The sequence below is a fragment of the uncultured Clostridium sp. genome, assembly GCF_947072515.1.
GTDB lineage: Bacteria > Bacillota > Clostridia > Clostridiales > Clostridiaceae > Clostridium.
Genome location: NZ_CAMTIG010000009.1, coordinates 64,788 through 77,734 on the forward strand (window position 1 = coordinate 64,788; position 12,947 = coordinate 77,734).

A 12,947-nucleotide genomic window follows, 5' to 3' on the forward strand; every position below is an offset into this window, starting at 1 on the left:
ATAAGAGTATTTTTAAATAATATTATTAGAAATAGAGAAATTTATAACATATTTTTTGAGGATTTTTATGAAAAACAAATTAGAATTAAATAAAAAATAAAAAATAAGAGGAATTATGAGAAAAATACTGTATATATTTAGAAAAACATGATATAATTAAAACAAAATTTGAATAAATTATAAATTTATTTAAATAAATATGAATAAAAGGTAACGGGGTTGAGAAGAAAATATGGAAATTCTATCTTTGGGGGATAAAATAAAAAGAAGACGAAAAGAACTAAATATGACACTTAAGGATTTAGCTAAAGACAGAATAACGCCAGGACAGATTAGTTTAGTCGAGTCTAGACGTTCTAATCCATCTATGGATCTATTAGAATATTTAGCTGAGACATTAGATGTAAATGTAGAATATTTAATGGAGTCAGAAGAAAGTCAAGCGGAAAACATAAGTTTATATTATGAGCAATTAGCAGAGGCGTACATAGGGCAAAGAGAATTTGAATTTGCCAGTGAAAATATAAGAAGAGCATATGAATATGCAGAAAAGTATAATATTCAAGGAAGAAAAGGAAAAATTCTTCATTTAGCAGGAAAGATTTATTTGGCAAAAGGACAATATGGACAAGCACAAAGTAAAATATTAAGTGCCAATATTATATTTATAAAACATAAAAAATATGAAGAGATAGTTAGAAGTTTCTTAGATTTAGCTAAAATAACATTAAAGCTAAAGGCATATCATTCAGCAAATAGTTATTTAAAGCAAGCTGAAAGGGTATATGTAGATAATAAAATTATAGATGAACTTCTAATAGCTGAAATTTATTATAATTTAGCAAAAAGTTATTTTGAAATAGAAAACATAGATGATGCAGTAAAATATTCTAATTTAACAAAAGATAAATTGGAAAAAATAAATAATAGAAAAGAATATGGTAAAGCTCTTTTAAAGATATCAGAAGAGTATGGAGAGCAAGAAAATATTAAAAATGCAATAAAATATTCTAAAAAGACATTAGATGTGTATGCTGAAATGGAGCAATATAAAAGTATATCAAATATACAAAATAGACTTGGGGAGTTATTTTATAACTTTGAAAATATAGTAGAAGCTGAAAAACATTTTAATAATTCAAAAGAAATGAAAGAAAGAAATGGAGACAAGGAGACTACAAATATTCTTATAAATATTTGTCAGAATTATTTAAAAATAAAGAACATAAAAAAATGTAAAAATGTTTTAGAAAATATATATTCATTATTAAGTGATAATGATAAACAAGCGAAGATAGAATGTCTATTAATAGAGTATAGAATGTACCAAATAGAAGAAGATTTAGAAAAAGCGGAAAAAATTCTTTTAGAAGCATATAATTTTGCATGTAATAATGAGATTCAAGATAAAATAGCTGAACTTTCAATAATATTAGGAAAGTTTTATATTGACTTAAAAAAGACAGAAAAAGCGGAAAAATATTTAGACAGAGGTGTAGGTATTTTTAGAGAAATTGGCGTATTAAAAAATTAGGGTATGATGGGTGAGATAATATGGAAATACTTTCAACAGGTGAAAAAATAAAACGTATTAGAGTTTATAATGGAGTCACGTTAAAGGAATTATGTGGCGATAAAATATCAATATCAAAAATGAGCTGTATTGAAAATGGAAAAATAGAAGCAGATGATGCAATTTTAGAATATATATCAGAAAAATTAAATATAGATTTTGTGTATCTAGCAAAATCTGTATATGAGCAAATAGAAGATAATGTAAAATTAATCGAAACAAACTTAAATGGCAAAAATTACGAAAAAGAATTAAAATTCAATCTAGAATATGCTGTTGAATATGGTAATATAAGCCAATCAATCCGGATAGTAAATAAATTATTTAAATACTATAAAAAAAATAAGAAATGGAATAGTATTTCAGATATTGTACCAGTTTATTATGATTTATATAGTAAAGCAGAAAATGTAGAAGACAGATTGGTTTATCTTTATGATTTAGGAAGTTATTTATTCCAAAATGAAGAATTTGAAGAAGCTAAAGTTTACTTTAAAAGAATAAAAGAGTGTATGGAAAAAAATAATCTTCAAGAAGAAGAGTTTTTTGTGAAGATATGTTTAGAAATAGCAAAGTGTTTAATGAAAATAGAAAAAAATGAAGAAGCGGAAGAGTATATAAATTTAGCAGTAACAAAAATTAATAATATAAAAACTGAAGATATTGTTTGTGAATTATATCATGTAAGCACTATAAAAAATATTATTATGAAGCAATACTCAAAAGACAACAAAGAAAAAGCATATGAGTTAGCTAAAGATGATGTTTATAAATTAGTAAAAATGAAAATAGATTATGTGAAGGCGTATTTTAGAGCATTTAATGAAAGAGAAGCAAGAATCGTTATAGATGAAATAATTGAAATTATGCCTAAAGAAAACAATGAAAAGTGTGCAGAAGAGTTTGTAAAATTTTTAAAAATATTAAAGCAATATAATCAATTAGATTATATAAAAAAGATTATAGAAATAGCTTTAAATATAGCTATAGTAACAGATGATGTTACACTTATAGAGTTTTCATATTATTTAAAGGGATGCCTTTTAGAAGAAGCAAAAAAGTATGATGAAGCAGAAATGAATTTAAATCTTTCCTTAGATGCATTGACTAGGTTTGGAACAAAGAGAGATTTTTATAACAGATATTTAGATTTAGGAAATCTTTATCATAAACTTGGGAATATAAAAGAGTCAGTAAGATATTTTTGTTTAGCTATGGATATAAAAAAGAAATGCAATTGCTAAAAAAATGTATATAAATCTATAAAAAATATAACACTAATAAGGGGTTGTCTAAAGCAATTCCTTATTATTTTTTTGGAGGTATATATATGAATTATTTATTAGTATTACCAAACTATAGAGCAATAGGATTTAAAGAAGTGGAAGGAGCGCAGGATGCTTTAAATATGTATCATGAAGGAAGAATAGATAAAAATAATGAAAAAAGCATCTATAGTGAATATGATATGTTTGAAGAAAAATCAAGAGAAGATCTTTCTATTATTATTGGAGCTGAAGAAGGAGAAGGTCAAATATATGATATTGATGAGATTGTAGAAGGTGTAAGAAATAGTGAAATGTTAGAAGAAGAGAAAGAGGAGATTATAGGACAGTTAATAAGTGAAAAGATAAATTTTGATATAGGACAGTATGGAATAGAGAATATATTAAGTGAAATGATAACATATTAAACTAAATATGAACTATATATTTCTAAAAAGTTTCTAAAATATTAAAAATAAAATAATCAAATAAGAAAAAAAGATTATTTTAAAGGAAATAAAAGAAAAAGAGATATTAGAGCATATATTTAATATTAAAGAATAAATAAAGGATAAATATAGTTAGAAAGAAGGAAAATTAAGAAAAGTAAATTTGAATAAAAAAGTAAAACTAACTATAATTATCCATATACATAAAGGGGGGATTGGGAATGCTATCATATAAATTTTTATTTGATATTGCATTAATTTTGTTGAGCACAAAATTATTAGGGCTTATAACTAAAAAGTTTAAAATGCCACAGGTTGTAGGAGCATTACTTGCAGGAATAGTATTGGGACCAGCTTGTTTAAATATGCTTCATGAAACAGATTTTATAGGGCAGATGTCAGAGCTTGGAGTTATAGTCTTGATGTTTACAGCAGGATTAGAGACAGATATCAGAGAATTGAAAAAAACGGGGAAAGTATCTTTTGTAGTAGCAATAATGGGAGTTGTAATTCCGTTAATTGTAGGATTTTTAATAGCAATGATATTTAATAATGGACAAGTCTCAGCAGGGGATGTAAGTCCAATCTTACAAAACATATTTATTGGGGTAATATTAACTGCTACATCAGTTAGTATAACAGTTGAAACATTAAAAGAAATGGGAAAGTTAAGTACGAAAGCAGGAAATACTATACTAGGAGCAGCTTTAATTGATGATATATTAGGAGTAGTAGCATTAACTGTTGTAACAGGGCTTGCAGATGCAAGCATAAATGTTTGGGTAGTATTAATAAAAATTATATTATTCTTCATTTTTGCAGGAGTTAGTGGATATTTATTTTATATGGTTTTTAATAAAATGGTTAGTAGATATCATAAAGATATGAGACGATTTGTAATAGTAGCATTTGTTTTTTGTCTTTTACTATCATTTTTTGCGGAAGAATTATTTGGAGTAGCAGATATTACAGGAGCATTTATAGCTGGACTTATTATTTCAAATACTGAACGGACAAGATATATAAATTCAAGATTTGAGACATTATCATATATATTATTATCGCCCATATTTTTTGCAAGCATAGGGATAAAGGTAGAAATAGGAACAATGACTGTAGATATACTTATATTTACAATAGTTTTATTAATTGCGGCTATTTTAACTAAAATATTAGGCTGTGCATTAGGAGCAAAATTATTTGGATACTCTACTGATGAATCAATACAAGTAGGAACGGGGATGGTTTCAAGAGGAGAGGTTGCATTAATAGTTGCAAATAAAGGGATTGCAGTTGGACTCATGAATCCAAATTTTTTAGCACCAATAGTTATAGTCGTAGTAATAACAACTATAATAACACCAATACTTTTAAAAGTTGTTTTTAAGAATGGGTAAATAAAAAAAGTATTTAATAGATATTAATTTCTAACAAATTAGAAAATAATGAATAAATTTAATAAAGAGAAAAAATTTAAGGTATAAAATAATGAGAAAGAAGTCAATAATTATACTAAGTTAGAAAGGAGAGATTTATGAGAGTAGGAAAAACAAATCCAGCTATGGCGAAGGGGTTTTCAGAAGTTGTTAGTAGTGAAAGTACTATGACGATTTCAGGAACAATAGTAAAGATATTAATATTTTTAATGGTATTATCAGTAGGGTTTATTTATAGTTTTTTTAATATACCGTATAGTAGTGGAACAATGATAATTATTTCAATAATTACATTTGTTGTAGCATTAATAACTATATTTAATCCAAAGATGTGCAGATTTACAGGAGTGATTTATGCAGGACTAGAAGGACTGTTTTTAGGAAGCATATCACAATTTTTTGAAAGAAGTGTAGGAAAAGGAATAGTATTGCCAGCAATATTATTAACATTGGTTTGTGTAGTAGTTACATTAGTCATATATGGAAAAAATACGAGTATAGCAGAGAAAACTAGAAAAGGTGTAATGATAGGGCTTGTTACAGTATGTCTAACAGGACTTATAGGAGTAGTATTAAGTTTATTTGGCATAATATTACCAATTTACTCTAATGGACCCATGGGAATAATTTTTAGCCTAGTAGTTGTAGTTTTAGCAACAATATCACTTATGCAAGATTATGATTTTATTTTGCAATCAGCAAGAAGAGGAGCTCCTAAATATATGGAGTGGTATGGAGCATTTGGATTAATGGTTACATTAATTTGGCTATACATTGAGATTTTAAATCTTTTTGCTAAGATATATTCAAATAAAGATTAGGATAATAAATAATATAAATTTTTATAAAATAAAGGACTTTTTCAAATTTGAAAAAGTCCTTTTTCTATGGATTGAAAGAATTGTTTAAGCAATCCTTTTTATTTGTTTTTTAAGTATTTATTTTCGTATCTTCTATAAATAAGAAGTGCAATTATAGTAAATATAATTGGTCCAGCAATTTGGAATAGCGTCGATGTATAATCCCTGCTTTCTAATACTGGTTTGATTATAGTAAAGATATTTGCAAAAGTTACCGTAATCATAACGATTATAACAGCTACTGTAGCACCTTTTTTTGATTTATAAATGACGAAAGGTTTTTCTATAGAATCATTCTTTTTAAACCAAATAAATGCTAGGGCAATGAAAATATATGGAATAGTCATTGCAACGTTACTCATTAATATTAAATAGTTTAAGAAGGTTGTAGCCGTATCTCCACCAAATGAAGCTATAGCAATAACAACAACAACTATAAAACATTGAACCCACATAGCGTTTTTAGGCATACCAGTTTTTGCATCTGTCTTTATTAATTTTGCAGGCCAAAGTTCTTTTGGAGTACCTTCAATAAGTTGCTTAACTGGAGCATAAGTTAAAGTAAAGAAAGCTCCGATTAATGCAAGGAACATAGATAATCCTATAAATCTAGAGAACCATAATCCAAGTTCCATTGAAGTATAAGCACTTAAATGAAGTGCATTACCAATTGAATAACCTAAGTTACCCATTACTAAGTAACCAACATTTGCCATGTTAACAGTAGGTCTGTCCAACACACCGCTCCAACTAGTGAAAATACCAACACAAAGAATTCCTAAAGAATATCCAATTGCAATAATTATTGCACCTATTTTTATTCCTCTAGGGAAAGTCTTTTCAGGATTTTCAGTTTCATCAACTAGTCCACCAATTGATTCAAGTCCACCATAAGCAAATATTGCAAAAACAAGGAATCCTAGAAGTCCTATTGGGGATTGATAAGATGGATTTGGTGAATGCATAAGAGAGCTTGCTGTAAGAGGATCAGCTAATTTAAAGCCGTTTCCAACAAGAACAATAACTGCTCCAACTAAAAGAACAACGTTAGCTAAAGCAACGAAAGTTCCGCCAATAGAAGTTATTTTCTTTATTTTATCAAGTCCCTTAGAAGCTGCAAATGTAACTATAATTATTAGGATAATACCAAATAAAGCCATGGTTTTGGGTGCTGATAAGCCGAGTAGCGACCAACCCGATGTTTTATCTTCACCAAAGATCATATTTGAAAGTGGAACCCAAATTGAAGATGAAGTAGAAACCATCCAAATTAGGTATGAAGTATACCACATGAATGTTACTATAAATGCATATTTAGGTCCAACGGATTTATCCATCCAAGAATAGATTCCTCCACGTTCTTTTCTAAATGCAGCTCCGAATTCAGATAACATAAATGCATATGGAATGAAAAATGTAAGTGCAGATACTATATAGAATGGTATCGCGGCATATCCCATTAAATAATATGCTCTAGCTATGTTTGTGAATCCAAACACTGACGTGAATATCATTAAAATCAATGATATTAGAGTAAGTTTATTTTTATGATTTGAGTGATGCGACATAATAAGCCCCCTTTACAAAATATATTTTTTAATTTTATCATATTGAAGCAAATGCTTTGTAAATAAAATAAGAACAATTAATTGAATATACATAAAAGAATTTAAAAGAAAGTCCATATTATCAGCATAGAAGAAAAATAATATTAAAAAAAACTTCACAAAAATTTGTGAAGCTTTTTAAATAAATGTAATTAAAGTTAAAGATTAATTTTTATAAGGCTAAATTTTGATAATTAAATATCATGCAAAGATGGAACATTATTTAAACCACTTGCAAAATTTACCGCATTTAATATAGCTTTTTCCATTACATTAGAAGCTAACATTCCAACTGTAGAAACATCAGCATCTATTTTATTAGTTGCCATAGTAAAAATAGTATCTCCATCAAACATTGTATGAGCAGGTTTCATAGTTCTTGCAAAACCATTATGGGCCATAGAAGAAATCTTTTTTGCTTGTGCTTTATTGAAGTTTGCATTAGTAACTATTATTCCAATAGTGGTATTTCCTTTAAAAGGATCTTTAGGATTAGTAGTAGAATTTAAAAGGATAGATTCGCTATTTAAAAATTCTTTAGTTTCTTTATTATAAGCACCAGCTAGAATTTTCATATTATCATTAGGGTTAACAACATCACCTAGACAGTTAACAGCAACAATGGCACCAACTTGAAGACCATTTGGAAGTTGGATAGCATAGGTTCCAAGTCCACCTTTCATACAAAATTCAGGACCTAAAAGTTTTCCAACAGTAGCACCATAACCAGCACCAATATTTCCATTAAGATTATCCTTATAAATTTCTGAATTTAAACAAGCTTCTAAACCTAATTTTTTATCAGGCCTTATTTTAGGATTTCCAAAGGCAAGATCAAATAAAACAGCAGAACAAACAATAGGAACTTTTGCTACTTGAACATCAAATCCAATATCTTTTTGCTCTAAATATTCCATAACACCATTTGAAACTTCTAAGCCAAAAGCGCTACCTCCAGCTAAAACAACAGCATGAACTTTATCTACAAGTTCAGATGGATTTAAAAGATCTGTTTCACGTGTACCAGGAGCACCACCACGAACATCTACACCACCAGTTGCACCTTCCTCACAAATAACTACAGAACACCCAGTAGAACCTTCTTTATTCTCAGCATGTCCAAGCTTTATACCATCAATATCTACAAATTTAATTTCTTTCATATAATTAACCTCCCAAAATAAAAAAATATTGTTATAAAAATAACTATGAAAATTTATTAATAAATGATAAATATATACAATTATATCATGAAATAAAAAGCTATAAAAAATAAAATAGCTGTTTCATAAACTCTAAGATTGAAGAAAAAGAGTTATGAAACAGCTTATAAATTTAGCTATTATTATCTTCTTTTTTTAATTTTCATTACGGCTAAAACAACTGGTATAGTTATAACTGTACATATAATTGCCTCTGGAATACCATTTGTACCAGCAATTATACCTAATGCACCTAAAACAGAATTTTTTGAAATGTGTAGTAAAGATGCATATTGATTTAAGCCAAAGATATATATACAACCAAGAACTCCAACAGTATTCACAAGAGAACCAACTATAGCTGAAATTCCTATAGCAACACTTTCTTTTTTGAATCTATTTCTTAAAGCTCTGTATACATAATAAGTTATAACTCCTATAAGTATTCTAGGAACTAATGAAGTTATTGGATTTAAAAATAATGGTGAAGTTGGGAATGGTGCTGCAATTGCTTGATACATTCCAAAAAGTCCAAATACTAATCCAACTAAGCCTCCAACAAGAGGTCCTTCTAAAATTGCTCCGATTATAACGGGAACACCCATTATAGTTAATTTAACTGGTGGAATAGGGATAAATCCAATTCCTGTAAGTCCCATAAATATAGTGATACCAGATAACATTCCAATCACTACTAATTGACGGCTTGTTAAGCGACGTCTAGATGTTTTTGTTTCCATTAAAAATCCTCCGTTCTTATTCTCTATTTGTGAGATATAATTCGGCAAATACAATAAAATTTGTAGTTGCGTTCAGTTTCATATGAATACCGACGACATTATTTTACAATAGAGTTAGGAAGAAGACAAGCAAAAGATTGTTAAATTTTTATCTATTTTTAGCAAAGAGGAAAAATATGTTATATAATTAATGAGAATTGAAAAAAAATTAAAGATTCTATAAATAAGGGAGAGAAAAAAGATGAAATTATTAAATATAGAAAAACAAACTAATAATCCATATTTAAATATGTATAAATTAACATTGAGAAATAAAAAGGACAATATAAAAGAATATTTTATTGCAAGTAGAAGAGAGAAAGAAGAATTAGCTTGTGTAACAAAAGATCATACTAAGGCTGATGGAGTTATGATTATACCTATAACAAAAGAGGGAGAAGTAGTTTTATTAAAACAATATAGACCAGCTATTGATGGTTTTTTATATGAACTTCCAGCAGGTATGGTTGATGAGGGAGAAGATATGATAGAAGGAGCTAAAAGAGAGCTATTTGAAGAAACAGGACTTAAATGTACAAGCTATGAGATTTTAGTTAAGCCAAGCTATACTTCAGTAGGAATGTCAGATGAAACAACAGGAGTAGTTAAAATGATAGTAGAAGGAGAATTAGATACTTCTAATATTGAAGAAGATGAAGAAATTGAAGCTATAAAAATAAAAATAAAAGATGCAAAGGAATTTGTAAAAAATAATAATGTATCTATTAAAGGCGCAATAATACTAAGTATGCTTTAAAAAAGAAAATTCAATACTAAACACAAAGAGGAGAAATAGTCTTTATATTAAGGACAGTTTGTATAAAAAAATATCTAGTGATAATATGGATACATAAGACATAAATGTAAATTTCTTACTTGGAGGCGGAGGTATGAATTTTAAAAGTACAAGAGGAAAAGAGCGAGGAATAAAAAGCGCAGAAGCGATAATCAGGGGAATTGCTTCTGATGGGGGACTTTTTGTTCCGGATAATTTTCCGAAAATTTATGAAGAAGCAATAAATAAAAAAGGCGCTAGTTATGAGGAATTGGCTTATTTTATTATAGGAAAATTTTTTACTGATTTTAAATTGAAAGAATTAAAATCAGCAGTAAAGGAAGCATATACAAATAGATTTGCTGTAAATGTTGAAAAGAATTTTTTGGAGTTATATCATGGGCCAACATGTGCATTTAAGGATGCAGCTTTATTATTTTTACCACAAATAATGAAGAGAGCTAAAAAAAATTTAAATGTAGATGAAGAAATAGTAATTTTAACAGCAACATCAGGTGATACAGGAAAAGCAGCTTTAGAAGGATTTAAGGATATTGAAGGATTTAAAGTTGTTGTATATTATCCTCAAGATGGAGTCAGTGAAATTCAAAAAAAACAAATGATAAGTCAAGAAGGAACTAATGTATATGTGGTTGCAATTGAAGGAAATTTTGATAATGCACAACAAGGTGTAAAAGAAATATTTAAAAATGAAAAATTAAAAGAAGATTTATTAAAAAATAAAATAAGATTATCTTCAGCAAATTCTATAAATATTGGAAGATTAATACCTCAAATAGTATATTATTTTTATGGATATATGGAATTAATAGAAAATAAAAGAATTAAAGAAGGGGAAAAAATAAATGTTTCTGTACCTACAGGGAATTTTGGAAATATTTTAGCAGCCTTTTATGCAAAGAAAATGGGATTACCTATTGATAAACTTATATGTGCTTCAAATGAAAATAATGTATTATCAAATTTTTTAAAAACAGGAATATATGATAGAAGAAGAGATCTCATAATTACAGAATCTCCATCTATGGATATATTAGTATCTTCTAATTTAGAAAGATTATTATATGAAGTAAGTGGAAGAAACTATAAGTTAGTTGGAGAATTAATGAATAATCTAGCTTCTAATGGATTATATGAAATAACAAGAGAGATGAAAGAGGGACTTAAAGAGTTTTATGGTAATTTTAGTACTACAGAAGAAGTTTATAAAGCCGTACAAGAGGTTTACGTTAAGGATGGATATTTAATGGATACTCATACAGGAGTAGCGTATGTGGTTCATAAGAAATATATAGAGGAAACCGGGGATAATAAAGAAACATTGATAGTTTCTACAGCAAGTCCTTTTAAATTTCCAAGAAGCATATGTACTTCATTAGGAATAGATGTAGAATTTATGGATGATTTTAGAGTATTAAAAACATTATTTAGAGAAAGTAAGAATGAGATTCCAGAAAGCCTTAAAACTTTAGAAAATAAAAAAATAATGCATACAACTGCATGTAAGATAGATGGGATGGAAGAGACTTTAAAATATTATTTAGGAGTAAATAAATGATAAGGTTACGTGTTCCAGCTACATCAGCAAATATGGGACCAGGATTTGATTGTATGGGTGTAGCTTTAAACTTATATAATGAATTTGAGTTTGAAGAAATTAAGAGTGGTTTAAAATTTGAAGGTTTTGAAGAAGAATTTTGTAATAAAAATAATATTGTGTATAAAGCAATGATGGAAGTATTTAAAAGAACACATTATCCTTTTAACGGACTTAAAATAAAGTTAGTAAAAAATAATATTCCTATAGCTAGAGGACTTGGGAGCAGTTCAAGTTGTATAGTTGCTGGGATTTATGGTGCAAATTATATATCAAAGAAAAAATTAACTGAAGAAGAATTATTAGATTTAGCTGTAGATATAGAAGGACATCCAGATAATGTAGCACCAGCGATTTTAGGTGGAATAGTAATTGCTATAAGATGTGAAAAAAAAGTAATATATGAAAAAATAGAAAATAAGAAGAAGTTAGAATTTATAAGCGTTATACCAGATTTTAAACTTGAAACAGAAGAGGTTAGAAGTATACTTCCCAAAAAATTAACATATGAAGATTCTGTATATAATATTGGAAGAGCAACCTTACTTGCAATAGGGTTAAACAATGGAAATACAGATGTTTTAAGAGAAGCTTGTAAAGATAGACTTCATGAACCTTATAGAAATTCACTTATAAAGGGAATTGATTTAATTAAGAAAGAAGCTTATAATAGTGGGGCGCTAGCCTCTTATTTAAGTGGAGCAGGACCAACTATAAATATTATAGTTAAAGAATCTTTTAAAGTTAGAAATGCATTAATTAAAGTTTTAAAAGATGAAGGGCTAAATTATAAGGTTATAGGACTTTCCACTGATACAAAGGGGGTAATTGTATTAGAAGGTGGTAAATGATGGAGGGAAAATATTTAGTAATTGACAGAAAGGTTTTACCAGATGTTTTTGAAAAAGTCTTAGAAGTTAAAAAGATTTTAAAAGAAGGAAAAATTAAAGAAGTTACAGAAGCAACCAAAATGGTAGGTATTAGTAGAAGTGTTTATTATAAATACAAAGATTATATTTTTGAATTTTCAGAAGGAACACAAGGTAGAAAAATGACCTTTAATATGATAGTACAACACAGAAAAGGTGTTTTATCAAAAGTATTAAATTTTCTATCAGATAAAGGTGGAAATATTCTAACCATAGATCAAGGATTACCTATAAGTGGAGTTGCAAATTTAACATTAACAATAGATATGACAATGTTAGAACTAGAATTAACAGACCTTTTAGATGAATTATCTAAAATGGAAAATGTTGATAGAGTTGATTTCATTGCTATGGAATAAAAGTGGACAGCTAAAAGCAAAAGATAGACAGTTAAAAGGATTAACGAAAATATTTATTTAGAATAAATAAAATGTCTATTAAAAGCTTTTAGCTT

12 protein-coding genes are annotated in these 12,947 nt (G+C 27.7%); 9 read left to right on the plus strand and 3 right to left on the minus strand.

From position 1 onward, the window contains the following. The first annotated feature begins 232 nt into the window (after nt 1–232). The 5 genes from Q0W06_RS05400 (at nt 233) to Q0W06_RS05420 (ending at nt 5,544) form a co-directional block, all read left to right on the plus strand. Complete coding sequence (locus Q0W06_RS05400; protein ID WP_297632445.1) at nt 233–1,534, plus strand: helix-turn-helix transcriptional regulator; 1,302 nt, start codon at nt 233–235, stop codon at nt 1,532–1,534. Between the two features lie 20 nt (nt 1,535–1,554). Further along, nucleotides 1,555–2,817, plus strand: coding sequence for a transcriptional regulator (locus tag Q0W06_RS05405; RefSeq protein ID WP_297632447.1), 1,263 nt, complete (start codon nt 1,555–1,557; stop codon nt 2,815–2,817). A gap of 86 nt (nt 2,818–2,903) precedes the next feature. Continuing rightward, nucleotides 2,904–3,266, plus strand: coding sequence for a hypothetical protein (locus tag Q0W06_RS05410; RefSeq protein WP_297632450.1), 363 nt, complete (start codon nt 2,904–2,906; stop codon nt 3,264–3,266). A gap of 242 nt (nt 3,267–3,508) precedes the next feature. After that, nucleotides 3,509–4,684 carry a cation:proton antiporter gene (locus Q0W06_RS05415; RefSeq protein WP_297632452.1) on the plus strand — a complete coding sequence of 392 codons (1,176 nt, stop codon included), beginning with the start codon at nt 3,509–3,511 and terminating at the stop codon, nt 4,682–4,684. 137 nt (nt 4,685–4,821) lie between these two features. Continuing rightward, nucleotides 4,822–5,544: a Bax inhibitor-1/YccA family protein gene (locus Q0W06_RS05420; protein WP_297632455.1), complete on the plus strand. Its 723-nt coding sequence runs from the start codon at nt 4,822–4,824 to the stop codon at nt 5,542–5,544. Nucleotides 5,545–5,642: 98 nt separating this feature from the next. Here the strand turns inward: Q0W06_RS05420 and yjeM are convergent, their stop codons facing one another. From yjeM to Q0W06_RS05435, 3 genes are all read right to left on the minus strand, one after another. After that, nucleotides 5,643–7,151: a glutamate/gamma-aminobutyrate family transporter YjeM gene (gene yjeM / locus Q0W06_RS05425; RefSeq protein WP_297632458.1), complete on the minus strand. Its 1,509-nt coding sequence runs from the start codon at nt 7,149–7,151 to the stop codon at nt 5,643–5,645. A gap of 233 nt (nt 7,152–7,384) precedes the next feature. After that, nucleotides 7,385–8,353, minus strand: coding sequence for a P1 family peptidase (locus Q0W06_RS05430; protein ID WP_297632460.1), 969 nt, complete (start codon nt 8,351–8,353; stop codon nt 7,385–7,387). Between the two features lie 182 nt (nt 8,354–8,535). Then, complete coding sequence (locus tag Q0W06_RS05435; protein ID WP_297632463.1) at nt 8,536–9,132, minus strand: ECF transporter S component; 597 nt, start codon at nt 9,130–9,132, stop codon at nt 8,536–8,538. A gap of 241 nt (nt 9,133–9,373) precedes the next feature. On the opposite strand from Q0W06_RS05435, the gene Q0W06_RS05440 reads away from it, so the two are divergent. The 4 genes from Q0W06_RS05440 to Q0W06_RS05455 all read left to right on the plus strand — a co-directional run bounded on the left by Q0W06_RS05440 (nt 9,374) and on the right by Q0W06_RS05455 (nt 12,852). Next, the gene (locus tag Q0W06_RS05440; protein ID WP_297632465.1) at nt 9,374–9,928 is read left to right on the plus strand and encodes an NUDIX hydrolase; all 555 of its coding nucleotides are present in this window, start codon (nt 9,374–9,376) and stop codon (nt 9,926–9,928) included. A gap of 133 nt (nt 9,929–10,061) precedes the next feature. Next, nucleotides 10,062–11,525: a threonine synthase gene (gene thrC, locus Q0W06_RS05445; protein ID WP_297632468.1), complete on the plus strand. Its 1,464-nt coding sequence runs from the start codon at nt 10,062–10,064 to the stop codon at nt 11,523–11,525. Continuing rightward, nucleotides 11,522–12,415: a homoserine kinase gene (thrB, locus tag Q0W06_RS05450; protein WP_297632471.1), complete on the plus strand. Its 894-nt coding sequence runs from the start codon at nt 11,522–11,524 to the stop codon at nt 12,413–12,415. Before thrC ends, thrB begins: the two co-directional genes overlap by 4 nt. Next, nucleotides 12,415–12,852, plus strand: a complete 438-nt coding sequence (locus Q0W06_RS05455) for an ACT domain-containing protein (protein ID WP_297632474.1) — start codon at nt 12,415–12,417, stop codon at nt 12,850–12,852. Before thrB ends, Q0W06_RS05455 begins: the two co-directional genes overlap by 1 nt. The last annotated feature ends 95 nt before the right edge of the window (nt 12,853–12,947 follow it).